Annotated in this window: 20 protein-coding genes and 1 pseudogene; 4 read left to right on the top strand and 17 right to left on the bottom strand. The window is 66.5% G+C overall.

The genetic code is table 11. The features are described from left to right. Positions 1–24: 24 nt before the first annotated feature. The 3 genes from rpmE to IV112_RS02805 all read right to left on the bottom strand — a co-directional run bounded on the left by rpmE (position 25) and on the right by IV112_RS02805 (position 3750). On the bottom strand, positions 25–237 hold the full coding sequence (gene rpmE, locus IV112_RS02795; protein ID WP_304000948.1) for a 50S ribosomal protein L31: 213 nt from the start codon (positions 235–237) through the stop codon (positions 25–27). 127 nt (positions 238–364) lie between these two features. After that, a complete protein-coding gene (locus IV112_RS02800) occupies positions 365–1303 on the bottom strand; it encodes a transglutaminase family protein (RefSeq protein WP_304000949.1) in 939 nt (312 codons plus the stop codon). Next, positions 1300–3750 carry a circularly permuted type 2 ATP-grasp protein gene (locus IV112_RS02805; protein ID WP_304000950.1) on the bottom strand — a complete coding sequence of 817 codons (2451 nt, stop codon included), beginning with the start codon at positions 3748–3750 and terminating at the stop codon, positions 1300–1302. Before IV112_RS02805 ends, IV112_RS02800 begins: the two co-directional genes overlap by 4 nt. A 155-nt stretch (positions 3751–3905) precedes the next feature. Between IV112_RS02805 and IV112_RS02810 the strand changes: the two genes are divergently transcribed. The 3 genes and pseudogenes from IV112_RS02810 (at position 3906) to IV112_RS21545 (ending at position 7108) form a co-directional block, all read left to right on the top strand. Next, on the top strand, positions 3906–4868 hold the full coding sequence (locus IV112_RS02810) for an NAD(P)/FAD-dependent oxidoreductase (protein ID WP_304000951.1): 963 nt from the start codon (positions 3906–3908) through the stop codon (positions 4866–4868). A gap of 203 nt (positions 4869–5071) precedes the next feature. Then, positions 5072–6223 (top strand): annotated as a pseudogene (locus tag IV112_RS21540) (FIST signal transduction protein); the annotation flags it as partial. 297 nt (positions 6224–6520) lie between these two features. Next, a complete protein-coding gene (locus IV112_RS21545; RefSeq protein ID WP_438362226.1) occupies positions 6521–7108 on the top strand; it encodes a methyl-accepting chemotaxis protein in 588 nt (195 codons plus the stop codon). Positions 7109–7240: 132 nt separating this feature from the next. Here IV112_RS21545 and IV112_RS02820 read toward each other — a convergent pair whose 3' ends face one another. From IV112_RS02820 to norR, 5 genes are all read right to left on the bottom strand, one after another. Then, the gene (locus IV112_RS02820; protein ID WP_304000953.1) at positions 7241–8830 is read right to left on the bottom strand and encodes a methyl-accepting chemotaxis protein; all 1590 of its coding nucleotides are present in this window, start codon (positions 8828–8830) and stop codon (positions 7241–7243) included. 160 nt (positions 8831–8990) lie between these two features. After that, on the bottom strand, positions 8991–10853 hold the full coding sequence (mnmC, locus tag IV112_RS02825) for a bifunctional tRNA (5-methylaminomethyl-2-thiouridine)(34)-methyltransferase MnmD/FAD-dependent 5-carboxymethylaminomethyl-2-thiouridine(34) oxidoreductase MnmC (protein ID WP_304000954.1): 1863 nt from the start codon (positions 10851–10853) through the stop codon (positions 8991–8993). A 110-nt stretch (positions 10854–10963) separates the two neighbouring features. Beyond that, on the bottom strand, positions 10964–12463 hold the full coding sequence (lysS, locus tag IV112_RS02830) for a lysine--tRNA ligase (protein ID WP_304000955.1): 1500 nt from the start codon (positions 12461–12463) through the stop codon (positions 10964–10966). A gap of 118 nt (positions 12464–12581) precedes the next feature. Next, positions 12582–12899, bottom strand: a complete 318-nt coding sequence (sugE, locus tag IV112_RS02835) for a quaternary ammonium compound efflux SMR transporter SugE (RefSeq protein WP_019918882.1) — start codon at positions 12897–12899, stop codon at positions 12582–12584. A gap of 129 nt (positions 12900–13028) precedes the next feature. After that, complete coding sequence (gene norR / locus IV112_RS02840) at positions 13029–14582, bottom strand: nitric oxide reductase transcriptional regulator NorR (protein WP_304000956.1); 1554 nt, start codon at positions 14580–14582, stop codon at positions 13029–13031. A gap of 175 nt (positions 14583–14757) precedes the next feature. On the opposite strand from norR, the gene hmpA reads away from it, so the two are divergent. After that, on the top strand, positions 14758–15939 hold the full coding sequence (gene hmpA / locus IV112_RS02845) for an NO-inducible flavohemoprotein (protein WP_304000957.1): 1182 nt from the start codon (positions 14758–14760) through the stop codon (positions 15937–15939). A gap of 185 nt (positions 15940–16124) precedes the next feature. Here the strand turns inward: hmpA and IV112_RS02850 are convergent, their stop codons facing one another. The 9 genes from IV112_RS02850 to urtA all read right to left on the bottom strand — a co-directional run bounded on the left by IV112_RS02850 (position 16125) and on the right by urtA (position 24973). After that, complete coding sequence (locus IV112_RS02850) at positions 16125–16940, bottom strand: UDP-2,3-diacylglucosamine diphosphatase (protein WP_304000958.1); 816 nt, start codon at positions 16938–16940, stop codon at positions 16125–16127. 160 nt (positions 16941–17100) lie between these two features. Beyond that, positions 17101–18237 carry a hypothetical protein gene (locus IV112_RS02855; protein WP_304000959.1) on the bottom strand — a complete coding sequence of 379 codons (1137 nt, stop codon included), beginning with the start codon at positions 18235–18237 and terminating at the stop codon, positions 17101–17103. 89 nt (positions 18238–18326) lie between these two features. Continuing rightward, on the bottom strand, positions 18327–18656 hold the full coding sequence (locus IV112_RS02860; protein ID WP_020164090.1) for an FmdB family zinc ribbon protein: 330 nt from the start codon (positions 18654–18656) through the stop codon (positions 18327–18329). A 10-nt stretch (positions 18657–18666) separates the two neighbouring features. Then, positions 18667–19896 (bottom strand): formamidase, encoded by a 1230-nt coding sequence (gene fmdA / locus IV112_RS02865; RefSeq protein WP_019918876.1) that lies wholly within the window; start codon positions 19894–19896, stop codon positions 18667–18669. A gap of 55 nt (positions 19897–19951) precedes the next feature. Next, a complete protein-coding gene (urtE, locus tag IV112_RS02870; RefSeq protein ID WP_020164091.1) occupies positions 19952–20641 on the bottom strand; it encodes an urea ABC transporter ATP-binding subunit UrtE in 690 nt (229 codons plus the stop codon). A 46-nt stretch (positions 20642–20687) separates the two neighbouring features. After that, positions 20688–21431, bottom strand: a complete 744-nt coding sequence (gene urtD, locus IV112_RS02875; protein WP_019918874.1) for an urea ABC transporter ATP-binding protein UrtD — start codon at positions 21429–21431, stop codon at positions 20688–20690. A 28-nt stretch (positions 21432–21459) separates the two neighbouring features. Next, positions 21460–22653 (bottom strand): urea ABC transporter permease subunit UrtC, encoded by a 1194-nt coding sequence (urtC, locus tag IV112_RS02880; protein WP_304000960.1) that lies wholly within the window; start codon positions 22651–22653, stop codon positions 21460–21462. A gap of 40 nt (positions 22654–22693) precedes the next feature. Continuing rightward, complete coding sequence (gene urtB, locus IV112_RS02885) at positions 22694–23608, bottom strand: urea ABC transporter permease subunit UrtB (protein WP_019918872.1); 915 nt, start codon at positions 23606–23608, stop codon at positions 22694–22696. 93 nt (positions 23609–23701) lie between these two features. After that, positions 23702–24973 (bottom strand): urea ABC transporter substrate-binding protein, encoded by a 1272-nt coding sequence (gene urtA / locus IV112_RS02890; protein ID WP_019918871.1) that lies wholly within the window; start codon positions 24971–24973, stop codon positions 23702–23704. Positions 24974–25037 lie beyond the last annotated feature (64 nt).

Consider the following 25037-nt stretch of genomic DNA (forward strand, 5'->3'; position numbering starts at 1 on the left):
TTCTGCTGCGGCGCTGGGCTGGAATCAGCTGCGCGGCACGTTTGCGTACTTTTGACGGAAGCGCTCGACGCGACCGGCGGTGTCGACGATCTTCTGCTTGCCGGTATAGAACGGGTGGCACGAGGCACACACTTCGATGTGCAGCGGCTTGCCCATCGTCGAACGGGTTTCGAAGTTGTTGCCGCAGGAGCAGGTCACTGCGACGACTTCGTAGCTGGGGTGAATGCCTTCTTTCATGCTGGTTTCTTTCTCAAGCGCTCGAAGGCGGGCGGCCTCGTGCGGATCATCGAACCCCGGGTCGGCTGAGCCTGACGGCTGTGCAGACGGTACCCGCGGAGGAAAAACGCGGATTATGGACGGATTTTCATTCCGGTTCAAGGGGCTGCGTCGCCTCGGCGCAGGTGCGTGCCGGTCGGGCATCGCCCTCCGGCATCACGGTGACGCGCACTTCGACCACGTGCTCGCCGCCGCCGAGGATGACGCCGCGCATCGGCGTGACGTCGCTGAAGTCGCGCCCCCAGGCGACGGTGATGTGCTGGTCATCGGGCTGCACGCAGTTGGTCGGGTCGAAATCGAGCCAACCCGCACCCGGACAGAACACCGACACCCATGCGTGCGAGGCGTCGGCGCCGATCAGGCGCGGCTGGCCGGGCGGCGGCTGTGTCAGCAGATAGCCGCTGACGTAGCGTGCCGGCAGACCGAGCGAGCGCAGGCAACCGATCATGAAGTGGGCGAAATCCTGACAGACGCCGCGTCGCTGCTTGAGCAGTGTTTCCAGCGGCGTGCTCACGGTGGTGGCTTCGGGGTCGAATTCGAAATCGCGATGGATGCGCCGCATCAGCGCACAGGTGGCTTCGAACAGCGGCCGGTCGCGGTGGAAGTCGAGTCGGGCGTAACGCGCCAGTGCGGCCAGCGGTTCGATGTGCGGGCTGGCGTACAGGTACTGACAGGGTTCGAGCAGCGGCGCCGGCCCGACCTGGTGAAGGCGGTCGCGCACGTGTTCCCAGGCGGGCGACTGCGGCCTCGGCGCGTCGCCGATGCGTTTCACGTCGACCGTCGAGGTGGCCAGCACCGCCAGTTCCTCATGCGCGGCGCCGACCGAAATGTGTTCGACCCGATTGCCGAAGTAGTCCGTCCGGCGCTCGCGCTCGGCCGGCACCGGCGTGATGTCGACCCGGTGCGCGAGCGTCGTCTGGCGCGGCGTCTCGCGTGGCGTCAGATGCAGAAGCTGGCGCGACATCGACACCGGCCAGGCGTAGCGGTAATGCGTTTCGTGCAGCACGTGATAGCGGACCTGCGTCATCGGCGCTCCTCGGTACCCGTCCACACGCCGTCCGAGTGACTGAAGAAGCGCAGCCCGAGCTGTTCCGACAGTGCGTAGGCGGCGCTGCCCAGCCGTTCGAGCAGGGTGTCGAGCCGGGTCGAGCCGGTGTGCAGGTCGGCCTCGGGCCGCAGCGACAGCAATTCAGCCACCGCGTCGGACAGTGCGGCCGGCTCCAGCGCGCCGAACTGGGCGGCGAGCCGCGCCAGATAGTCGGTCAGGCCGAGCGCCTGGTAGGCGATCGAGCGCGGATTCGTCTCGTCGCACACCAGCAGGTCCAGCACCGGCAGCCATTGCGGCCGCGTCATGTAGCGCGAGCGGTAGGTGATGGTGCTGTCCGCCAGTTCGAGCAGCCAGTCCGGCGCGTCGCCGGCCGCCGCCAGCGCGTGGCGCAGCACGCCACACATGAACTGCAGTCGCTCGATGCGGCGGCCCATCGACAGGAAGCGCCAGCCCTGGTCGCGCGTCATGCCGTCGAGCGCGAATCCGGACAGCGTCATCATCGCCTGCACGCAGCGGTCCAGCCGCTCCAGCACCTCGCCCGGCTCGCTCGGCTGGGCGGCGCTCAGCTCGTCGGTCAGCCGGCTGATTACCCGCCAGTTGTCGAGCGACATCCGCTCGCGCAGGTTGAACGCAACGGTCGACAGCTGGTGCAGACCGCCGGCCAGCGACCCGGGTGCCGCCGGGTCGAGCGCGGCGGCGCGCAGCGCAGCGCCGATGTCGTCACCCGGCTCGGCGGGCAGCAGGCCATTGTGCTGGCACAGCGCGGTCAGCGCGTGGTCGCGAATGTCGTCCAGCTCGATGTGCTGGCCGATGGTTGCGCGCAGCAGTCGCGCGCCGTTGTCACAGCGTTCGCAGTAGCGGCCGAACCAGAACAGGTTCTCCACGACGCGGCTGGACAGATTGCTGCCGGCACGCACCAGTTCGGCGGGTGACACCGAACGGCGCAGCAGGCTGAAGGTGTTGACGGTGCCGTGCGTCAGCACCCAGGTGTCCTTGCTCGAACCGCCGCGCTGCATCGCGATCACCCGCGCGTCGCGGTCGGACGCCACACGGGCGAGTCCGCCCGGCATCACTGCATAGCCTTCGGGCGAAGCACAGGCGAACACGCGCAGGCCGACCGCGCGCGCCGCCAACCGGCGCGGGTGCTGAGTGTCCCACACCGGCGCCTGCGACAGCTGCACCAGTTCCTGGGCGACGTAGTGGTGCGGACGCGCGCGCATCTTCGCGATCAGCGCGGCGCGCGACTTGCGGTCGAGGTCGGCGCCGAACACCGAATCGATGCGCAGCTGCGGGAAGGCCGGCTTGATCACCAGCGTGTCGAGGCGGGCGATGGCGTCTTCCAGCGCCGCCTCTTCGCCGCACCACCAAGTGGCGAGCGAAGGCATGGCCAGCGGCTCGCCGAGCAGACGTTCGCACAGCCGCGGCAGGAAGCCGAGCAGGGCGCCGGTCTCCAGCAGGTTGGAGCCAAGCGCGTTGGCGATCAGCACATTGCCGCGTCGCGCCGCGTCGACCAGACCGGGCACGCCGAGCGCGGAATCGGCACGCAGTTCGAGCGGGTCGCAGAAGTCGTCGTCGAGGCGGCGCAGCACGGCGTGGACGCGGCGCAGACCGGACAGATGCTTGAGCCACACCTTGCCGTCGCGCACCAGCAGATCCGAACCCTCGACCAGCGGAAAGCCGAGGTAGCGCGCCAGATAGGCGTGCTCGAAATAGGTTTCGTTGTAGGGGCCAGGCGTCAGCAGCACGGTCAGCGGTGGGCCGTCCCCCTCCGGCGCGTGCTGCGCCAGCGTGTCGCGCAGCGTGGCGAAGAAGCTGGCCAGGTGCTCGACGTGCAGGTCGCGGAACTGTTCGGAAAACACACGCGAGATGACCAACCGGTTTTCCAGCGAGTAGCCGGCGCCGGACGGCGCCTGCGTGCGGTCGGCGAGCACCCACCAGCGGCCGTCGGGCGAACGCGCGAGATCGGCCGCGTACAGGTGGAGGTGGATGTCGCCCGGCACCTTCAGCCCGTGACAGGGTCTGAGGAAACCTGCATGACCATAGACCAGCGCGGGCGGCAGCAGGCCTTCGGCCAGCATCTGCTGCGGCCCGTACACGTCCTGCAGGATCAGGTTGAGCAGCTTCGCACGCTGTGCGATTGCGGCAGAGATCTGCGTCCACTCGTCGGGCGGGATGACCAGCGGCAGTACGTCCAGCTCCCATGGGCGCTCGACGCCGCGCGGATCGGCATAGACGTTGTAGGTGACGCCGTTCTCGCGGATCTGCCGGCGCACCGACGCCAGCCTTTCCTGCATCTGTTCCGGGCGGGCGCGCACCAGAGTGTCGAACAGCACGCGCCAGTGCGGGCGCAGTGTCCACGGGGCGGACAGCAGTTCGTCGTAACGCGGTCCGGTTTGCGGGTAGTGCTCGAGCAGTTGGCGGGGCATCGGTGTTGCTGTCGTGGTGCGCGGCGCTTGGCCATTCGCGCACGCGCTTCCGGATCGTGGCGTGCGAATCAAGTGAGAGCAGACCCTAGCACAGACCTTGCATGATCCGCTCCGCACACGCAGGTGATGCACTGATAAATAGAGGAACAGCAACAATGCACAACATTGCGGTAATCGGAGCGGGCATGGCGGGATGCACGCTCGCGCGGCGGCTGGTCGACGCCGGGCGCTCGGTCCAGGTGTTCGACAAGGGCCGTGCAGCCGGTGGGCGCATGGCCACGCGCGCGGCCGGTCGACTGCGCTTCGATCACGGCGCGCAGTTCATGTCGGTGCGCGGCGAGGCGCTGCAGGCGCGCCTCGCCGACTGGCAGCGCGCAGGCGTCATCGCGCAGTGGTCCTCAGCCACGATCGACGGCGATCCGCGCTGGGTGGGCGTGCCCGGCATGAATGCGCTGGCGCCGCGCCTGCTGTGGGGCGCCGAGATCCGTTCGCAGATCGCCATCACCGGCATGGGGGCGGACCGCCTCGGCTGGTGGCTCGCCGGCGAGGCCGGCATGCTGGCCGACTGTTTCGATGCGGTACTGGTGACCTTGCCGGCGCCGCAGGCGGCAGGACTGTTCGAGCGCTGCGCCGGAATGGACATCAAGCCCTTCATCGACGCCATGCAGGACATCCGCTACGCGCCGTGCTGGACGCTGATGCTGTCGTTTGCCGAGCGCATCGAGGCTGACGACTGCCTGCGCTTCGACGCTGGCGGCACGCTGAACTGGGCGGCGCGTGACAGCAGCAAGCCGCAGCGAGACGCCGCGCAGGAGTGCTGGGTGGTACACGCCGACGCGCAGTGGTCGCAGGACAATCTCGAGCGCTCAGCGGAGGAGATCGAAACCCTGCTGTTCGAGGCTTTCGCTGCGGCCACGGGGTGTACCGCGGTGCCGCTTCATCGCTGCGCCCATCGCTGGCGCTACGCCCGTGTGATCCGGCCACTCGGCCTTCCCTGTCTGTGGGACGCCGACAGCAAGCTTGGCTATGCGTCCGACGGCTGTCTGGGCGAGCGCATCGAGAATGCCTTCGACAGCGCCAACGCGCTGGCCGACCGGGTTCTGGGTCTGGTCGACTGAAATGCCGGCGGCGGCCGTCGTGTTGCCCCGCACCATGTCCGGCTTCGTTAAACCTATGTGTTCATTGAAGAAAAAGTGTCCAGAGATTGAACACGTCAGGAAAATTTTCGTTTCTCAGCCATAAAGTCGAGTGGGCCGCTCCCGTTGGTTAACGCTGATCGACGCGCCACCGCGTTGCCGGTCGGGAACTCAGGGAGAGAGAGATGAAACTATTCGGACGCCAGTCGCAGAACGGGCGCGCAGGCATCGAAACGCTGCAGACGCGACTGGGCGAGCTGGAATCGCGCCTCGCCGCAGTACGCAGCACGCCCTCGTTCGTCAGCGGATATGTTGCACCGGACGTCGACATCGACCGCGTCGCACAGGCCATCAAGGCCCGCTTTCCGGGTGTTGCGCTGACCCTGAGCACCACCGCCGGCGAACTGTGCAGCGCCGCCGGTTCATCGCTGTACTGTGCCGCGTCGGACGGACGCGACCGCGTCGTGCTGCAACTGTTCGACCGCAGCGTGATCGGCCAGGCGCAGGTGGTGGCGATACCGCTGGCCAGCGAGGACCTGCGGCAGAACGGTCGCGTGATGGACTACCGCGAGCGCATCGAGCGTCTGGTGCGCAGCATCCAGGGTGCGCAGGTGGCGATGGACATCGATCACCGTGACACCTTTGCCTATGTGCTGTTCGACGGCCTGTCGAATTCGGAATCCTTCTTCATGGAAGCGCTGTACGAAGCCGGCCGCTTTCCCTGTCTGTTCGTCGGCGGGTCGGCCGGCGGCAAGCTCGACTTCAAGGATACGTGGCTGCACGACGGCAACCGCAGGCTCAACAACCACGTGCTGGTGACCTTCCTGAAGATGGCGCCGCAAGTGCGTTTCGGCGTGTTCAAGAGCCAGAACTTCGAAGCCACGCAGACCCGCTTCCAGATCTTCAGCGCCTCGGTCGAACGTCGCCAGGTGAATCTGGTGATCGACGAGGACGGCCGCGCGGTGTCCCTGATCGACGCGTTGTGCAGGACTTTCGGCTGCGAGCGCAGCCAGCTGTCGGCCAAGCTCGACAGTCACTCCTTCGCCATCCGCGTCAACGGCGAACTGTTCGTGCGCTCGGTCGCGACGCTCGACTTCGACCATGATCGCGTCGACTTCTACTGCGACGTGGCGCCGGGCGAGGAATTGGTGTTGGTGCGACGCACGCCGTTCGCCGCCACCACCGAACGCGACTTCCGTGCCTTCATGTCGAACAAGCCGGGCCAGCCGCTGGCTGGCATGTTCAATGACTGCGTGCTGCGCCGGCTCTACAACGGCGCGGAACTGAGCGGGCTGGACCGCGTGTTCAGCGGCATCGACGTCGCGGGTTTCTCGACCTTCGGTGAGATCCTCGGCCTGAACCTGAACCAGACACTGACCGCCGTGTTCTTCTTCCGGCTGCAGCAGGGCGAGGTGTTCCGCGACGAGTATGTCGACAACTTCGTCGCCCATTACGGCGAGTTCAAGGCCTTCTTCCTGCGCCGGCAGAACGCCAAGCTGGCGGGCATGTCGCGCGTGATGGTGCAGCAGATCAGCGACTACCGCGCCGGCAACTTCGGCAGCCGGCTCGATCCGGGCAACGTCGATCCGAGCATGGTGCCGGTGGTGCGCGACCTGAACCACCTTGGCGAAATCATGCTTGACGCCCAGCGCACGCGCGAGGCGACCGCGAGCCAGCTCGAAGCCTGTGCCAACGATCTCTATGGCTCGGTGGGTGAGCTGACGACGCGCTTGAGCGACCAGCAGAATGTGATCCAGACCGCGGTGCGTACCGTCGATACGCTGGCTGGCCAGGCGAACGAAGTGGGCAGCAGTGCGCGCGATCTGTCGCACGCCAGCGACCGTATCCAGCGCGTGGTCGAAATGATCCAGCAGATCGCCGACCAGACGAACCTGCTGGCGCTGAACGCGGCGATCGAGGCGGCGCGTGCCGGCGAAGCCGGTCGCGGTTTCGCCGTGGTGGCCGACGAGGTGCGCATGCTGGCCGAGAAGTCGCGCAACAGCGCAGGCGTGATCGGCAAGGACATTTCCGCGCTGGCGGCGGAGATCGTGCGCGTGGCGCAGATGATCGAAGCGCAGTCGACCGGTGTTTCAGGCCTGACCCAGGTGCTCGAAACCATCGATACCTACAGCAGCGAAACCGCCGGCGTGGCCGGGCACACGCGTGGCGTGGCCGACGTGCTGAAGGGGCTGACCGGCGCAACCCATGCAGTGCGCGCCTGACAGGGGCGTGCGGTCGACGTGAAAAGGCGACAGCTCCGCTGTGGGCGGGCGCTGTCGCCAAGGGGGAAGCGGATCGGAAGTGCGCGCGATTGCGGAAGCCGCCGGGCCTGATCGGCGCGGCGGCGGTCCTTATCAGTGCAGCGCCTGTTCCAGGTGTTTCACCAGTTCGCGCAGTTCGCTCGACGTCGAATGCAGGCGGGTGGCGGCCTCGCCGACCGATTGCACGCTCGAGTTGGTCTGTTCAACCGTGCTCGAAATGCGCTCCATGCTGCACGCCACCTCGTGCGAGGCAAGCGACTGCTGGCGCAGCATCTGGGTGATTTCCTCGGAGTAGTTGGCGGCTTCGCGGCTGGCATCCCAGATGCCCTGCAGGCCGGCACTGCTGGCCTCGATTTCGCTCGTCGACCGGGCCACCTCGCCTGCCGTCGCGCTCATCGTATCCACCGCCGAGCCGGCCAACTGGATGATGTCGGTCACCGCCGAGCCGATATCCTTGGTGCTGGTGCGGGTGCGCTCGGCCAGCTTGCGCACCTCGTCGGCCACGACGGCGAAGCCGCGACCCTGTTCACCGGCGCGTGCCGCTTCGATGGCCGCGTTCAGCGCCAGCAGATTGGTCTGTTCGGCGATGTCGTTGATCACCTGCGATACCTCGCGGATCTTCTCGACCGACGCGTTCACCTCGGCGATCCGCTCCTGCGACTGCGTCACGACGCCGACCACGCGATGGCTGCTGGCGATGCCCGCTTCCATCGTCTTCATCGCGTCCTGCGCGCTGTGCTCGGTGCGCTTGACTGCTTCCAGGCCGCGGTCGGTGTTGCTCGACACCTCATTGATCGACACGCTCATTTCTTCCATCGCGGCGGCCACCTGCATCACATTCTCGCCCTGTGCGCCGGTTGCCTTGATCAGTGCGCGCATCGCGTCGTTCAGTTCCTTCGAACGGTCGTCGACTTCGCGCGCGTTCACCAGTACGTCGGCGAACATCGCGCGCAGGTGGATGCGCATCACTTCCATCGCGACGAACAGCGGGCGCAGCGGCCCCGGCGGCGCCTCGATCTGCTTGGCCAGCTTGCCTTCGTCCAGTTCCAGCATGGTGCGGTGCAGGCTGTCCAGGCGGCCGGCGACCGTGCTGTTCTGCCAGGCGGCGGTACCCAGTGCCACAGCGGCGGCGACGCCGGACAGGCCCAGGCCCCACCCCCCGCCGACTGCGCCGCCGGCCAGCGCCAGCGCCGACGTCACGCCGGCACCGAGCCAGACGCGGCCGGCCAGGCCGAGCCTGGGTTTGCTGATCGGCGTGCGGGGGAATTTCGCGGTCTTGTCGCGCACGGCGCGGTAGAGCGTTTCGGCGGCGGCGACTTCTTCGCGCTTGGGCGCGTTGCGCACCGACTGGTAGCCCACCGTACGGCCGTCGACCGTGATCGGCGTGACGAAGGCTTCGACCCAGTAATGGTCGCCGTTCTTCGAGCGGTTCTTGACCAGGCCGCGCCACGGCTGACCGGCCTTGATGGTGAGCCACAGGTCTTCGAAGGCTTCGGGCGGCATGTCCGGGTGGCGGACGACGTTGTGGTTGTGGCCAACCAGTTCCTCGCGGCTGAAGCCGCTGATATTGACGAAGGACTCGTTGGCGTAGGTGATGGCGCCCTTCAGGTCCGTCTTGGTGACGATGGGTTTCCCGGGCTCAAGGAAGACTTCTTTCTGCGTAACGGGCAGATTTATTTTCACGGCGACTCTCCAGGTGGCGTGATCCCTCCGGGAAAGGACTGTCGGGCTTCATGCAAGCAAGACGAACGGTCACGCAATTCCGGAGGCATGAGCCATTAACGGCTTCCATCCGGAAAGCTTCACAGTTCCGTGAAATTTTTCCCGCAAGGGTTGATTTCAGTCAATTGTCCGGCGAGAAGCGCGCCGGACTCAGCGCCAGAGCCAGATCCCGTTCGAGCGGCAAGGGATCGCCGCAAAGCCTTGCTGCGAGCAGTTCGGCGCCGAGCGCGTTCCACACCAGGCCACGTGCTCCGAGGCCTGTCAGCAATTGCAGGCCGCCCGTTTCACCGATCAGCGGCAGACGGTCGGGTGTTGCAGTCCGAAACGAGGTGCGGCCAGGCAGTGTTGCAGGCTGCGGCGGCGTGCAGGCCTCCGGCAGCAGGCGTTCGAGGCGGGCCAGATTGCTGGCGTGACTGTCCTCGCGCACCGACGTGTCGCGGTCACCGATGTCGAAACTGGCACCCAGATTGAGGTCGCCGTCCGGTGTCGGGCAGATGTAGCCCTCGCGACACACGGTCACATGCAGATTGGGCAGCAGGCTGCGCGGCAGCCGCGTCACCTGGCCGCGCACGCGGGTCAGTGGCAGTGGATGCGGCAGCAGCGCACAGGCGTCCGCCGCGTTGGCCAGCACCACGGCGTCGGCCTCGATCAGCGTATCGGCCACAGTGGCGACTGACCAGCGCTCGTCACGCCTCGTCAGGGAAAGTGCTTCGGTGGACATCAGACGGCTCACGGCCGAGCCGGCGCGCTCCAGATTGGCTTCGCACAAGCTAGCCGGATTCACCCAGGCGCCGCGCGGGAACCACCAGCCGCCGAGGGCGACCGGATAGCCGATGCGCCGCGTCATCTCCCAGTCCGACAGGTAGCGCACCAGCGCCTGGGGCAGCGCGCCGGTTTCGCACACCTCGCGCTGCAGGCGCTCGTGTTCCGCGTCGTGGGCGATCTGCATGACGCCGGTCGGTCCCCACTTCAGCGGCCGACCTTCGCCGGCCAGCCGCCGCATGTGGGCCGACGCGTGCAGGAAGGCGGCACGGGAAAAGCGGGCGATCACGCTGTCGTCGCGGGCGATCATCGGTCGCAGCACGCCCGCCGCATTGCCCGACGCTTCCTGCGCGGGGGCTGCGTGGCGCTCGATCAGCACCACTTCGACGTCACGCGCGGCCAGTCGCTCGGCGACCGCGCAGCCGGCAAGGCCCGCGCCGATCACCGCCACCCGCTTCGGCGCTGGCGGCTCCGGCCGGTGGCGCAGTGCTGCGGCCTGCGCGCCCGGGTGCAGGTGGCCGGTCAGCATGTGGCGCTTCGGCCCGAAGCCGGCCTGCTTTTCCGTGACGAAACCTGCGCCTGCCAGCGCGTCGCGCACGCCCGAGGCGACACTCCAGGTGGCCAGCGTGGCGTCTGCAGCGGCGAGGCGCGACAGCTGTTTACATATATGAGGCGACCACAGTTCGGGATTCTTCGCCGGCGAGAAACCGTCGAGAAAGATCGCGTTGGCGCGCAGCGTCAGTTGCGGCAGCAGCGCGTCGGCGTCGCCCAGGCCCAGCGTCAGGATGACGCGGCCGCCGTCGAACTCGATGCGATGCAGTCCGCGCACCGCCAGCGGCCAGCGCTCGACCAGCTTCTGCGCCATGTCGGCCATGTCCGGCGGCAGCAGGCGCTGATAGGCGATGGCCAGGTCGTACTGCGCGAAGGGGTGCTTCTCGACCGACACGAAGTGCAGTCGCGTACAGCGGTCCGGGCTGTCGCGCCAGGCACGCCAGGTGGCGAGGAAATTCAGGCCGAGGCCGAAGCCGGTCTCCAGCACGACGAAGCGTTCGCGACCCGCCCAGCGTCCGGGCAGGCCATTGCCGGCGAGGAACACGTGCTGCGCCTGCGCCAGTGCGCCGTCCGACGAGTGATAGACGTCGCCGTAGGCCGCCGAGCGCGGCGTGCCGTCGTCGGCGAATTCGAGCGGCGCGGGAACGAGAGGCAGGAGCGGGCGGGACATGGGGCAATCAGTGCGTGCGCGGGTACTGTAACGCGGAACGCCGATCTGGACCGGCACCGCGGGCATCGGTTCGATCGGCGTTCATCGGGGCCGCGTCGGGGCCGGGGCGCTTACTCGCGACGCATCTGCGGGAACAGGATGACGTCGCGGATGTTGGCCGAATCGGTCAGCAGCATGACCAGGCGGTCGATGCCGATGCCGCAGCCGCCGGTCGGCGGCAGGCCGTGTTCGAGCGCGCGGATGTAGTCGGCGTCGAAATACATCGCTTCCTCGTCGCCGGCGTCCTTGGCCTTGGCCTGTTCCAGGAAGCGGGCGGCCTGGTCTTCCGGGTCGTTCAGCTCCGAGAAACCATTCGCGATCTCGCGGCCGACGATGAACAGCTCGAAGCGCTCGGTGATGTCCGGCTGCGTGTCCGAACGGCGCGCCAGCGGACTCACCTCGGCCGGGTAATCGATGATGAAGGTCGGTTCCCACAGCTGGGCCTCGGCGCAGGCTTCGAACAGCTGCAGCTGCAGCGAGCCGAGGCCGCCCGGCTTCACCTTTTCGCCGTGGGTCACGATGGCCTGCTTCACGAAGGCCTCGTCGGCCAGCTGCTCTTCGCTGTACTGCGGGTTGTACTTGCGAATGGCCTCGACGATGGTCAGCCGGTGGAAGGGCTGACCTAGGTCCAGCTCACGGCCCTGGTACATGAATTTCGTCGTGCCCAGCGCCTGTTCGGCGCAGTGGCGCAGCAGGTATTCGGTGTAGTCCATCAGCTGCCGGTAGTCGGCGTAGGCCTGATAGAACTCCATCATCGTGAATTCGGGATTGTGGCGCGGGCTGATGCCTTCGTTGCGGAAGTTGCGGTTCACCTCGAACACCTTCTCGAAACCGCCAACCACCAGTCGCTTCAGGTAGAGCTCGGGCGCGATGCGCAGGAACAGTTCCATGTCGAGCGCATTGTGGTGGGTCTTGAAGGGCTTGGCCGCAGCGCCGCCGGGGATGGGGTGCATCATCGGCGTTTCGACCTCGAGGAAGCCCTGGCGCGTCATTTCGGCGCGGATGGCGCTCATCATGCGGCTGCGCGCGACGAAGGTGGCGCGCGAGTCGTCGTTGGTGATGAGGTCGAGGTAGCGGTAGCGGTACTTCGCTTCCTGGTCCGACAGGCCGTGGAACTTTTCCGGCAGCGGGCGCAGCGCCTTGGACAGCAGGCGGATGGCGTCGCACTTCACGGTCAGCTCGCCGGTCCGGGTGCGGAACAGCGTGCCGGAACAGCCGACGATGTCGCCCAGGTCCCAGTGCTTGAAGGCGCCATGCACCTCTTCGCCGACGCCGTCGTTGGTCACGTAGAGCTGGATGCGGCCCGACATGTCCTGGATGGTGGCGAAGCTGGCCTTGCCCATCACGCGCTTGAGCATGACGCGGCCGGCCAGCTGCACGCGCTCCGGATGCGCTTCCAGCGCTTCGGCGGTGGCCGTTGCGTGCTGCGCGGTGATTTCGCCGGCGTAGTGCGTGCGCTGGAAGTCGTTCGGGTAGGCGCCGCCGGCTTCACGCCACTGGCGCAGTTTCTCGCGCCGCTCCGCGATGATGTGGTTGTCGTCGTCGGCAGGCAGTGCGGCGTGGTCGGTCATGATGGGCTCGAAAGGTGGACCGCGCACGCAAGTGTGCGCAGCAAAAGCGAAAGCCCGCGATTTTCGCCGATAGCGGGCAGCCGGCACAAGTGCGCGGCTGCCGCGCCGGCCCGCGCGATCAGGCGGACGTGAGCTTGAGGCCGAGAATGCCGGCGACGATGAGGCCGACACAGACCAGTCGCGCCGCGTTGGCCGGCTCGCTGAACAGCACGATGCCGAGGATGACGGTGCCGACCGCGCCGATGCCGGTCCAGACGGCGTAGGCGGTGCCGACCGGCAGGTTGCGCATGGCGATGCCGAGCAGCACGACGCTGATGATCATCGTCACCACGGTGAAGGCCGAAGGCCAGAAACGGCTGAAACCGTCAGTGTATTTGAGGCCGATCGCCCAGGCGCATTCGAACAGGCCGGCGATCACGAGGATGGTCCACGACATGAGCTCAACTCCGGATATCGGGGCCGTCCCCGTCGCATGAAACGCCGCGCGGGTCGTCCCGCCGACGGTGTGCGTGTTGCACACAGGGAATATTCGTTTCTTTTGATGCACGGGTCAAGATGCGGCGCGTCAGCGCAGGCCGAGCCGTTTCGCCAGCCGCTGCAGGTTGGCGCGGTCCAGCCCCAGTTCGCGCGCGGCGGCGGCCCAGTTGTGACCGGTGCGCTCCAGCGCGGCGGCGATCGCTTCGCGCTGCAGGCGGTCGACCGCGCTGCGCAGGTCGCCGACCGGGCCCGCCGGATCATTGACCGGCGCCGGTGTCTCGGGCGGTGCCGGCGGCGACAGTTCGAGGTGGGCGGCGTCCAGCGTGACGATGCGCGGGCGCTCGTGGGTGCCGGCCAGCGCCTTCAGCGCGGCGCGGCTGATCAGGTGTTCCAGTTCGCGCACATTGCCCGGCCAGTCGTGAGCGAGCAGGGCGGCTTGTGCGTCCGGGGCGAGGCGCAGGCCGCGCAGACCGAGGCGCGCACGGTTCTGCTCGAGGAAGCGGCCGGCCAGCAGCAGCACGTCGCGGCCGCGTTCGCGCAGCGGCGGCACGTGCAGCGGATAGACGCCGAGGCGGTGGTAGAGGTCCGCGCGGAAGCGGCCGGCGCGCACTTCCTCGGCCAGATCGCGGTTGGTGGCGGCGATCACGCGCACGTCTACATGGACTTCCTGCTCGGCACCGATGCGCTGCAACTGGCCGCCCTGCAGCACGCGCAGCAGCTTGGCCTGAGCCGCCAGCGGCAGTTCGCCGATCTCGTCGAGGAACAGCGTGCCGCCGTCGGCCAGCGCGAACTTGCCGCGGCGCTCGGTCAGCGCGCCGGAAAAGGCGCCGCGCACATGGCCGAACAGTTCGCTTTCGACCAGGTTGTCCGGCAGCGCGGCGCAGTTCAGGCTGACCAGCGGCCGCGTGGCGCGCGTCGATGCGGCGTGCAGTGCCCGCGCGACCAGTTCCTTGCCGACGCCGGTTTCGCCGTGGATGAGCACGGTGAGTTCGCTGCCGCCGACCAGTTCGATCTCCTTCAGCAGACGCCGGTGCGCCGCACTGTGGCCGACCATGTCGCCGCTGCCCGCCGGGCTGGCGCCGGCCGCCTCGCGGTAGGCCTCGGCGCGCAGCTCCTCGTTCTCGGCCCGGCGCGCCAGCGTGTCGATGCGCTGCGCGGCCTTGACGGTGGCCGCGGCCAGGCTGGCGAAGCCGGCCAGCATTTCGAGGTCGGCGCCGGCGAAGCGGGCCGGGTCGAGGGCGTCGAGCGTCAGCACGCCCCAGGGCTGTTCGTCCAGATAGAGCGGGCAGCCCAGGCAGTCGTGTACTTCCAGATGTGCGCCGTGGCCCGGTATCAGTCCGTCATAGGGGTCGGGCAGCGGACAGTCGGCGGCGAAGCGGGTCGGCTCGCTGCGTTCGAGCAGCGCCGCCAGGCGCGGGTGCTCGGCGATCAGGAAGTGACGACCCAGCGTGTCCGGGCTGAGGCCGTCTATCGCCAGCGGTACCAGACGGTCGCCATCCAGCCGCAGCAGCGCGGTGGCGTCGCAGGGCAGCAGTTCGCGCAGCGCCTGCAGAAGTCGTCGATAGCGCTCCTGCGCCGGCAGGTCGCGCGACAGGTCGTCGACCAGCGGAATCAGTGCGGACAGCAGCGGGTGTGTGGTCATTGTGACGCGGTGTTGTCGAAGTGACTCGAATGCAGTGTAGTCGTTTCAACTCGATGGTGCTGCAAGTGACTGATCCGAATGAGACCGTTCCATGGCACGGCACTTGATAGTGAAGGCGTGCCCGCGCGTTACGGGACTTTCGCGCCGGCGTTTCATTCACTGTCAGGAGAAAACCATGCTGAGCCCGGAACACCGAGCCGTCATCAAGGCCACCGTGCCGCTGCTGGAAAGCGGCGGCGAAGCGCTGACCACGCACTTCTACCGCATCATGCTGAGCGAACATCCGGAGGTGCGCCCGCTGTTCAATCAGGCGCATCAGGCCAGCGGCGACCAGCCGCGCGCGCTCGCCAATGGCGTGCTGATGTACGCGAAGAACATCGACCGTCTGGAAGCGCTCGGCCCGCTGGTCGGTCAGATCGTGCAGAAGCACGTGTCGCTGCAGGTGCTGCCCGAGCATTACCCCATCGTCGGCGGCTGCCTGCTGCGCGCCATACGTGAGGTACTGGGCGCCGAGATCGCGACCGACGCGGTGATCGAAGCCTGGGCCGCGGCCTACGGTCAGCTGGCCGATCTGCTGATCGGCGCCGAGGAGTCGGTCTATGCCGACCACGCGCAGGCCGACGGCGGCTGGCGCGGTGCGCGCGCTTTCCGTGTCGCGCGCAAGGTGCGCGAGAGCGAGGAAATCACCTCTTTCCATCTCGAACCGGTGGACGGCCAGCCAGTGCTGCGCCACGCGCCGGGCGAATACATCGGCCTGCGGGTGAGCATCGACGGCCAGGAAATGCGCCGCAACTACTCGCTGTCGGCCGCCGCCAACGGTCGCGACTACCGCATCAGCGTCAAGCGCGAGGCGGGCGGCCGGGTGTCCGGTCATCTGCACGACGCGGTGAACGTGGGCGACGTGCTCGATCTGTTTCCGCCGGCCGGCGATTTCACGTTGCGTGCATCCGACCGTCCGGTGGCGCTGATCACCGCCGGCGTCGGCATCACGCCAGCGCTGCCGATGATGGAAGCGGCGCTGGCCGAAGGGCGAGAGGTGCACTTCATCCACTGCGCGCGTCACGGTGGCGCGCATGCCTTCCGCGATCACGTCGAAGCACTGGCGCAGCGGCACCCGAAGCTGAAGCGCTTCTATGTCTACAGCGAGCCGCGCGAGGGCGACCAGGCGCATGCCGAAGGCTTCATCGAGCGCCTGCATCTCGAACGCTGGCTGCCGCAACCGTCGGCGCTGGACGCCTACTTCCTCGGCCCCAAGCCTTTCATGGCGCGGGTGAAGAAGCAGCTGTCGGAACTGGGCGTGCCGGCTGCACAGACCCATTACGAGTTCTTCGGACCGGCGGCTGCACTCGACGGCTGATCGAAGCCTGCGGCCGGTTGCGGCCACGTCGCGGCTTGGGCCGCTCCCACAGGGCGTGCCCGATCCGCGGCTGGAGCGGGGTTTCTGTGGGAGGGGTCTTGTGACCCCGACTGCGGCGGTCGGCAGGGCGCGGCGTTGAGTCAAAGGCCGAGCAGGCAGCAACGGCTACCGACCCTCTGACACGCTCAGGCCTCGGCCGTCTCTTCCTCCACCGCCAGCGCCGTGCGCGGTCCCGCGACGCGCAGTTCCTGCCCCCAGTCGACGATGGCGAAGCGGCCGTCGGCGTGTTCGACGATGGCGGTACAGCTGTCGACCCAGTCGCCGCAGTTCATGTAGGTGAGGCCCTGCACCTCGCGCAGCGACACCGCGTGAATGTGACCGCAGATCACGCCATCGACGCCGCGCGTGCGCGCCTCGTGCATGACCGAATCCTCGAAGTCGTAGATGAAGCTGACCGCGCTCTTCACCTTGCGCTTGGCGTAGCCGGCCAGCGACCAGTAGCCGGCGATGCCCAGCGTGCGGCGCAGCCAGGACAGCCGCGAGTTGATGCTGACCAGCAGGTTGTAGGCGACGTCGCCGAGCAGGGCGACCCAGCGATGGTGGCGCGTGACCTGGTCGAAGTCGTCGCCATGCACCAACCAGTATCGGCGACCGTCGGCAGCCTGATGGATGTACTCGCGCTGCAGTTCGATGTCGCCGAACACGGTGCCGGTGTATTCACGCAGCGCTTCGTCGTGATTGCCCGGGATGAAGACGACCTGGGTGCCCTTGCGCGCGCGACGCAGGATCTTCTGCACGACGGTGTTCTGCGACGGCGTCCAGTGTATGGAGCGGCTCATCGCCCAGAAGTCGATGATGTCGCCCACGAGGTAGAGGTAGTCGGATTCGTGGTGGCGCAGGAAATCGAGCAGCGCCTCGGCCTGGCATCCACGTGTACCAAGGTGGATGTCCGACAGGAAGATGGCGCGCACGCGCCGCACGAGAGGATCGGGAGCATTCACGCCGCCGATTCAAGCCCATCCGTGTGACAGGGCGGTGACGCGGCGCATCGTTGCTGCCCGTCGCGGTGACCGGTGTCGCATGGACGCAAAAAAGGGCACGCCGCAGCGTGCCCTGGAATCGACCGGCCCGGCGCCCTGCGCGCCGGTGGGTCGAGGTGGATCAGTACATCAGCTGCACGCCGAGCACGAACTTGTCGGTGTCGGTACCGGCGGCGTTTTCCATGTCGGAGTACACCGCGGTGATGCGTGCGTTGTGGCCGGCCATCACATAGGTCAGGCCGAAGTCCCACTGCTTGGTGTCGCCGCCGGTGTCGGCGTTGAACTTCTGGTAGCGGGTGTAGGGCTGGAACTGGCCGATGCCGATCTTGGTCGGGATCAGGTAGGCGGCGGTCAGCAGCCAGGCGTCGCCGGCCTGTGCGCCGCCGCAGTTGTTCACATTGGTGCAGAGGATGTTGCCGGCCGTCACGTCGGTCACGCCGTCGGTGTCGTAGTCGTACCAGGCGCCTTCCAGCGTCATTACGCCGCCGCCGGCGAGCTTGGTTTCGTACAGCGCGTCGATGTTCCAGGCGCGGTAGTCGCCGCGGGCGAGTGCGGTGCCGACACCGTTCTTCTGCATCTGGTAGGCCATGCCGACAGTGAAGATTTCCTTGCTGCCGAAATAGCTGTTGGTGCCGTAATAGCCCAGTTCCGGATCGAGGAAGCTGTAGGCGATACGGGTGGCGTACAGCGGATCGTCGGAGTCGTTCGACAGGCCGGTGCCGCGGTTCTTGCCCTGGTAGGCACCGACGGAGTACAGCAGCTTGCCGCCGAGCACGTTACCCCACAGCAGCGCGCCGTCGTCGCGGCCGGTGAAGGCGTTCGGGTACTGCGACACCATCGGGTATTCCCACACGTTGGCGAAGTAGGGGCCGGCCATGTTGGCGCGGTCGGTCGGCGGCAGCATGCGGCCGAACCAGAAGTTCACGCCTTCGGTCAGTTCGAACTGGGCGACCGCGTCGAGGATGCGCATCGATTCGTCGGACTGGCGCTCGAAGTTGATCATGCCGCCGATGTTCTTGGTGATCTTGCCGCTGGTGATGATACGGACCGAGTCCACCGAGAAGTCGTTCGAGCGCGAGGTGCCGTTCGGTGCCGCGTCTTCGGCGTTGGTGTAGGAGGTGCGCGCCCACAGGCTGAGCGTCAGATAGCTTTCGCCGGGACCGGCAACGGTGACGCCCGCGTTCGCGCTGCCGCAGGCGGCCAGAGCGACGGCGAGTGCGCTGGCTGAGCGCAGACGGTTCTTGGTGATGTTTTTCATGGTGCTGGACTCCCGGTTGTTGAGGTTCAAGGTGCGAGGTTCAAAGAGCGGACTGCAATGACGGACTGCAAATGGGGCGGACCGGGCGATCAGTGACTGATCATCCAGGGGCGTTTCGTCGGGAAGGCCTTGGAGCCGTCGCGCGCGACAGCCGTGGTCTTGCTGGTCTTGCCGCTGCAGCACGAGCAGCCGGGGCCGTGCGTGCGGCTGGCCAGCTTGGGCTCATGGCGTGCGCGTTCGTTGGTGGCGTGCGCGCTGCGCAGCTGGCCCGGCATGTCGGCGAAGGCCGGTGCGGAGATCAGCTGGCGTGCGGCCGGCTGGCCGCAGGCCGGGCAGAGGCAGGGCGCGTCCCGCTGCGCGATGCTGCGCATGGCGGAAAAGCTGCCATGCGCCTCGCAGTGAAAGTCGTAGGTCGGCATGGCAGCGTCCTCAGACGTCTTCCGAGATCGGCATCTGCACGCTGCCGTCGAGGAATTTCTGCGGACCGGCTTCGGTCGGCATGATGTCGAAGTCGAAGATGTCGGTCGGCAGCCACAGCGTCGCGCAGGCGTTCGGAATGTCGACCACGCCGCTGATGTGGCCCTGCACCGGTGCGGTGCCGAGGATCGAATAGGCCTGGGCGCCCGAGTAGCCGAATTTCTTCAGGTACTCGATCGCGTTCAGGCAGGCCTGACGGTAGGCCACATGCACGTCGAGGTAATGCTGCTTGCCCTGCTCGTCGACCGAAATGCCTTCGAAGATGAGGTAGTCGTCGTACTTGGGCGTGATCGGGCTGGGCTTGAAGATCGGGTTCTTCACCGCGTACTTCTTCATGCCGTCCTTGATGATGTTCACCCGCAGGTGCAGCCAGCCGGCCATTTCGATGGCGCCGCAGAAGGTGATTTCGCCGTCGCCCTGCGAGAAGTGCAGGTCGCCCATCGACAGGCCGCCGCCCTTCACATAGACCGGGAAGTAGATGCGCGAGCCGCGCGACAGATCCTTGATGTCGCAGTTGCCGCCGTGTTCGCGCGGCGGCACGGTACGCGCGCCTTCCATCGCCGCCTTGTCGCGCGCCTCGCCCTTCAGGCGACCCATGTGCGCGGTCGGTGCGCACGGCGGGCAGCCCAGCGGCGGCACGCGCTCGGGGTCGGTGTTGATGAAGTCGATCTCGCGCTTGTTCCACTCTTCGAGCAGCTTGGGATCGGGCAGGCAGCCGATCAGACCCGGGTGGATCAGGCCGGCGTACTTGACGCCCGGCACGTGGCGCGATTCGGTGAACATGCCCTTGATGTCCCAGATCGACTTCTGCGCCAGCGGGAAGTGATCGGTCAGGAAGCCGCCGCCGTTCTTCTTCGAGAAGAAGCCGTTGAAGCCCCACAGGCTGTCTTCCTTGGCGCCGATGTCGAGGATGTCGACCACCAGCAGGTCGCCCGGCTCGCAGCCTTCGACGCCGATCGGGCCGGACAGGAAGTGCACCGTGGTCAGGTCGACGTCGCGCACGTCGTCGGCGCTGTCGTTGTTCTGGATGTAGCCGCCGGTCCAGTCGTAGGTTTCGATCTTGAAGTCGTCGCCCGGCTTCACCCACGCGACGATGGGGATGTCCGGGTGCCAGCGGTTGTGAACCATGTCGTTCTCATACGGCGACTGCTTCAGGTCTACCTTGATCAGGGTCTCTGCCATGTTGATCTCCTTGGGTGGAAGGGGCGGTTGGGCGGTGTTGCGGCGGTGGGCGGGGTCAGACGGACAGGAACTGCTTGATGTGCGCGGTATCGGTTTCCGCGCGGGTGCTCTCATGGACCAGGCGGCCGCCTTCGATGACGAACAGGCGGTCGGCCACGTCCATCGCGAAGCTGAGCACCTGCTCGGACACGACGATGGTGATCTGGCGCAACTTGCGGATTTCGTTCAGCGCGCGCGCGATGTCCTTGATGATCGACGGCTGTATGCCTTCGGTCGGCTCGTCGAGCAGCAGCACCTTGGGATCGGTCACCAGCGCGCGGGCAATGGCCAGCTGTTGCTGCTGGCCACCCGACAGGTTGCCGCCCTTGCGGCGGCGCATCTCCCACAGCACCGGGAAGAGGGCGTAGATCTCGTCCGGCACCTTCTTGACCTTGGCATTCTCCAGGCCGGTGTGGATGTTCTCCTCGACGGTGAGCGTCGGGAAAATCATCCGGCCCTGCGGCACGTAGGCGATGCCCTTGGCGACGCGCTTGTAGCTTTCGTCCTTCGACACTTCGTTGCCGGCGACTTCGATCTGACCGCTCTTCAGCGGCAGGATGCCGATCAGCGACTTGAACAGCGTGGTCTTGCCCATGCCGTTGCGGCCCATGATGGCGACCGTTTCGTTGGCATTGGCTTCGAACGAGATGCCGTGCAGTGCCTCGCTCTGCCCGTAGGCGACATGTACGTCCTTGACGTTGAGCATGGTGGTGTCCTTTTGCGATGACTGGCGCGTGGGCGGGGCCGCTGACTCAGTGGCCCAGATAAACGTCGATGACCTTGGGATCGTTCTGCACCTTGTCCATCGATCCTTCGGCGAGGATCTTTCCCTGGTGCATGACGGTGACCTTGTGGGCGATGCGCTTGACGAAATCCATGTCGTGCTCGATCACGATCACCGAGCGGCCCTTGCAGATGCGCTGCAGCAGTTCGGCGGTCAGTTCGCGTTCGCGCACGCTCATGCCGGCGATCGGTTCGTCGAGCATCAGCAGCTCCGGCTCCTGCATCAGCAACATGCCGATTTCCAGCCACTGCTTCTGGCCGTGGCTGAGCAGGCCGGCTTCGGTGTCGAGCGCGTCGCCGAGGCCGATCTCGTCGGCCACCGACTGCACGCGCGCCTTCACCTCGTCGGTGCAGCGGAAGCCGAGCGCGCCGAGCACGCTGCGGCCGCGCGGGAAGGACACTTCCAGGTTCTTGAACACCGAAAGGTTTTCGTAGATCGACGGCGTCTGGAACTTGCGGCCGATGCCGGCGCGCACGATCTTGTGTTCCTGCAGCTTGGTCATCTCCACGTTCTTAAACTTGATGCTGCCGCCGCTGGCCTTGGTCTTGCCGCAGATCAGGTCGAGCAGCGTGGTCTTGCCGGCGCCGTTCGGGCCGATGATCACGCGCAGCTCGCCGCGATCGACGTAGAGGGTCAGCGCGTCGATCGCCTTGAAGCCGTCGAAGGACACGGTCAGGTCCTCGATCGCCAGTACGAAATCGGTATTGCTCATGTCGGTCTCCTGTCAGGTCGGGCGCGGGTCAGGCCGACTGGCCCTGGACGCCGCCGGGCAGTGCGGCGGGCGGTGCGGACTTGTGGGTGGGGGCCGAGGGCGGTGCCGGCGGTTCGCCCGCGGACGCAGCCGGTTTGGCGACGGACTTGCGACGCGAGAACCAGGGCTTCACGTGGCTTTCGTACAGACCGGCCAGGCCGTTGGGGAAGGCGAGCACGACGCCGATGAACAGCGCGGCCATCAGGAACAGCCAGAGGTCGGGCGCGCTTTCGGAGAAGTAGGTCTTGCCGGCATTGACCAGCAGCGCGCCATACACCGCGCCGACCAGCGACATGCGGCCGCCCACCGCGGCGAAGATGACCATTTCGATCGACGGCACGATGCCGACGAAGGACGGCGACATGAAGCCGACCTGCAGCGTGAACATCGCGCCGCCGATGGCCGAGATGCCGGCCGCCAGCACGAACACGAACACCTTGAACATCGCCACGTCGTAGCCGGAGAAGCGCACCCGGTCTTCCTTGTCGCGCATCGCCAGCAGCAGCGTGCCGAGCTTGGACATCTGTATCCAGCGGCAGAGCAGGATGACGCCGATCAGCAGCGCGGCATTGACGAAGTACAGGACGTACTTCGATGAGTCGTCGCGGATGTCCCAGCCGAGCAGGGTCTTCAGGTCGGTGATGCCATTGACGCCGCCGGTGTAGCCCTGCTGGCCGATGATGAGCACGGTCAGGATGAGCGCCACCGCCTGCGTGATGATGGCGAAATACACGCCACCGACCCGGCGCTTGAACATGGCGAAGCTGATGATGAAGGCCAGCACCATCGGCACCAGCACCACCGCGATCAGCGCCAGCGGCAGGTGGTTGAACGGCTCCCACCAGAACGGCAGTTCGGTGATCTGGTTCCAGTCCATGAAGTCCGGAATGCCCGGCGTGCTCTGGATCTTGGTCGATTCCGGATCCGAGGCCTCGAGCTTCAGGAACATCGCCATCATGTAGCCGCCGAGGCCGAAGAAGCAGCCCTGACCCAGACTCAGGATGCCGCCGTAGCCCCACAGCATGACGAGGCCGACGGCGACGAAGGCGTAGGTGAGGTATTTGCCGACGAGGTTGAGGCGGAAGATGTCCATCGTCAGCGGGAACACGACCATGATGACGAGCGCGAGGACGAGCACGCTCCCCATGCCGGTTCGTGCAACCCAGTTCTTGAATGCGTCCATGTGAATCTCCTGGAAGGTGCGAAGTCGGTGCGGATCGCGTTCAGCGGCGGATCTTCGAGGCGAAGAGGCCCTGCGGACGGATCATCAGGATGGTCACGATGAGCAGCAGCGTGAGTACCTTGGCCATCGAGCCGGTCAGGAAAAACTCGGCGATCGACTGCGTCTGGGCGATGCCGAAGGCCGACGCCACGGTGCCAAGCAGCGAAGCGGCGCCGCCGAAGGTCACTACGAGGAAGGCATCGACGATGTAGAGCGAGCCCGAAGTCGGACCGGTCGAACCGATGGTGGTGAAGGCCGCGCCCGCCACGCCGGCGATGCCGCAGCCGATGGCGAAGGTGAGGCGGTCGGTGCGCTTGGTGTTGATGCCGGTGGCGTTGGCCATCGCGCGGTTGGCGACGGTGGCGCGCACACGCAGACCCCAGCGCGACTTGTACAGCGCGAGCAGCACGCCGCCGGTCACCACGGCAGTGAGGCCGAGCACGAACAAGCCGTTGATCGGGATGTCCAGCCCTTCGGACGGCGCCCACGAACCCATCAGCCACTCGGGCAGGGTCGGGCTCACTTCCTTCGGACCGAAGGTCGAGCGGAACACCTGCTGCATGCCGAGCGACAGGCCCCAGGTGGCGAGCAGCGTATCCAGCGGACGTTTGTACAGATGTCGTATCAGCGCCCACTCGGTCAGCCAGCCGAAGGCGAAGGCGATGAAGAAGGCGGCGACGATGGCGATCGGGAAATAGGCTTGCACCAGCCCGGGCGCATAGGTTTCGGTCAGGCTGGAGAACATGAAGATGGTGTAGGCGCCGATGGTCATGAATTCGCCATGCGCCATGTTGATCACGCCCATCTGGCCGAAGATGATGGCGAGGCCGAGGCCCATCAGCAGCAGGACCGAGAACAGGCTCAGCCCGGCGAAGCCCTGCATCAGGGCGATGTTGTAGATTTCGTCGAATGACATGACGGACCTCCGGACGGTTGGCCGAGCACTGCCCGGCCGTGCAGGGAAAGGAGGCGCGCCGCCCGGTCTGCGCCGGGGCGGCACGCCGGGGTATTACTGGTAGCCCTTGGGGAAGGGGTTGGGTTCGATCAGGTCGGCCGATTCGGCGACCACCTTGAAAGTGCCGTCCGGCTGGCCCTGGGCGATGCGCGCCTTGGACCACAGGTGATGGTTCTCATGGACCTTCACGTAGCCTTCCGGCGCGCTCTTCAGTTCGATGCCGGGCGAGGCGGCGACCACCTTGTCGACATCGAAGCTGCCCGCCTTCTCGACGGCGGCCTTCCACAGCCAGGGGCCGAGATAGCCGGCCTGGGTCACGTCGCCGATCACCGACTTCGGACCGTAGGCCTTCTTGAAGGCCTCGACGAAAGCCTTGTTGTTGGCGTTGTCGAGCGACTGGAAGTACTTCATCGAGGAGTAGAAGCCGGCGAAGTTTTCACCGCCCACGCCCAGCATTTCGTCCTCGGTCACCGACAGCGTCAGCAGGAACTGCTTGACGCCGGTGATGCCGGCCGCCTTCAGCTGCTTGTAGAAGGCCACATTGGAGCCACCCACCACGGCTGCGAAGATGCAGTCCGGCTTGGCGACCTTGATCTTGTTGATCAGCGAGTTGAAGTTGGTGTGGCCGAGCGGGTAGTACTCCTCGCCCACCACCTTGCCGAGCTTGCCGACCGACTCGATGTGCTTGCGCGCGATCTTCATCGAGGTGCGCGGCCAGATGTAGTCGGAGCCGACCAGGAAGTAGGTCTTGGCCTTCTTTTCCTTCGACGCCCAGTCGAGACCCCAGATGATCTGCTGGGTGGCTTCCTGACCGGTGTAGATGACGTTCTTCGACTGCTCCAGGCCTTCGTAGAAGGTCGGGTAGTAGAGCAGGCCGTTCTCCTTTTCGAACACCGGCAGCACCGCCTTGCGCGAGGCCGAGGTCCAGCAGCCGAACACGCAGGCCACCTTGTCGTTCACCAGCAGCTTCTTCGACTTCTCGGCGAAGGTCGGCCAGTCGGAGGCGCCGTCTTCCTTGATCACCTTGATCTTGCGACCGAGGATGCCGCCCATCGCGTTGATCTGGTCGATCGCCAGCTGTTCGGCCTGGATCGAGCCGGTTTCCGAGATCGCCATCGTGCCGGTGGCGGAGTGCAGCTGACCCACGATGACTTCGGTGTCGGTGACCGCGAGCTTGGTCGTATTGACCTTGGCTGTCGGGAACTGCGCATTGCCGAAGCTGACGCCGGGCACCATCAGCGCCGGTGCAGCCGCCATGCCGAGCAGAACCTTGCGACGCTGTTCGTCGGTGAGCGGTGCCGGAATCGTGTCTTTCTTGTCAGCCATATCGTTTCTCCTGAGCGGAAGGGGTTGGGGAGCTTCAGGCGATCCGGTTGCGGCCGTTGAATCG

Origin of the sequence: Methyloversatilis discipulorum, assembly GCF_018780585.1 — a bacterium.
Lineage (GTDB): Bacteria > Pseudomonadota > Gammaproteobacteria > Burkholderiales > Rhodocyclaceae > Methyloversatilis > Methyloversatilis discipulorum_B.

What these genes read in the sequence shown, in the direction of transcription:
- urtB (WP_019918872.1), bottom strand. Translation starts at nt 23,608, where the DNA reads ATGTCATTCGACGAAATCTACAACATCGCCCTGATGCAGGGCTTCGCC.
- IV112_RS02860 (WP_020164090.1), bottom strand. Translation starts at nt 18,656, where the DNA reads ATGCCGACCTACGACTTTCACTGCGAGGCGCATGGCAGCTTTTCCGCC.
- IV112_RS02800 (WP_304000949.1), bottom strand. Translation starts at nt 1,303, where the DNA reads ATGACGCAGGTCCGCTATCACGTGCTGCACGAAACGCATTACCGCTAC.
- urtC (WP_304000960.1), bottom strand. Translation starts at nt 22,653, where the DNA reads ATGGACGCATTCAAGAACTGGGTTGCACGAACCGGCATGGGGAGCGTG.
- urtD (WP_019918874.1), bottom strand. Translation starts at nt 21,431, where the DNA reads ATGAGCAATACCGATTTCGTACTGGCGATCGAGGACCTGACCGTGTCC.
- IV112_RS02810 (WP_304000951.1), top strand. Translation starts at nt 3,906, where the DNA reads ATGCACAACATTGCGGTAATCGGAGCGGGCATGGCGGGATGCACGCTC.
- IV112_RS21545 (WP_438362226.1), top strand. Translation starts at nt 6,521, where the DNA reads ATGCTTGACGCCCAGCGCACGCGCGAGGCGACCGCGAGCCAGCTCGAA.
- norR (WP_304000956.1), bottom strand. Translation starts at nt 14,582, where the DNA reads ATGACCACACACCCGCTGCTGTCCGCACTGATTCCGCTGGTCGACGAC.
- urtE (WP_020164091.1), bottom strand. Translation starts at nt 20,641, where the DNA reads ATGCTCAACGTCAAGGACGTACATGTCGCCTACGGGCAGAGCGAGGCA.
- IV112_RS02855 (WP_304000959.1), bottom strand. Translation starts at nt 18,237, where the DNA reads ATGAAAAACATCACCAAGAACCGTCTGCGCTCAGCCAGCGCACTCGCC.
- rpmE (WP_304000948.1), bottom strand. Translation starts at nt 237, where the DNA reads ATGAAAGAAGGCATTCACCCCAGCTACGAAGTCGTCGCAGTGACCTGC.
- urtA (WP_019918871.1), bottom strand. Translation starts at nt 24,973, where the DNA reads ATGGCTGACAAGAAAGACACGATTCCGGCACCGCTCACCGACGAACAG.
- lysS (WP_304000955.1), bottom strand. Translation starts at nt 12,463, where the DNA reads ATGACCGACCACGCCGCACTGCCTGCCGACGACGACAACCACATCATC.
- fmdA (WP_019918876.1), bottom strand. Translation starts at nt 19,896, where the DNA reads ATGGCAGAGACCCTGATCAAGGTAGACCTGAAGCAGTCGCCGTATGAG.
- mnmC (WP_304000954.1), bottom strand. Translation starts at nt 10,853, where the DNA reads ATGTCCCGCCCGCTCCTGCCTCTCGTTCCCGCGCCGCTCGAATTCGCC.
- hmpA (WP_304000957.1), top strand. Translation starts at nt 14,758, where the DNA reads ATGCTGAGCCCGGAACACCGAGCCGTCATCAAGGCCACCGTGCCGCTG.
- IV112_RS02805 (WP_304000950.1), bottom strand. Translation starts at nt 3,750, where the DNA reads ATGCCCCGCCAACTGCTCGAGCACTACCCGCAAACCGGACCGCGTTAC.
- sugE (WP_019918882.1), bottom strand. Translation starts at nt 12,899, where the DNA reads ATGTCGTGGACCATCCTCGTGATCGCCGGCCTGTTCGAATGCGCCTGG.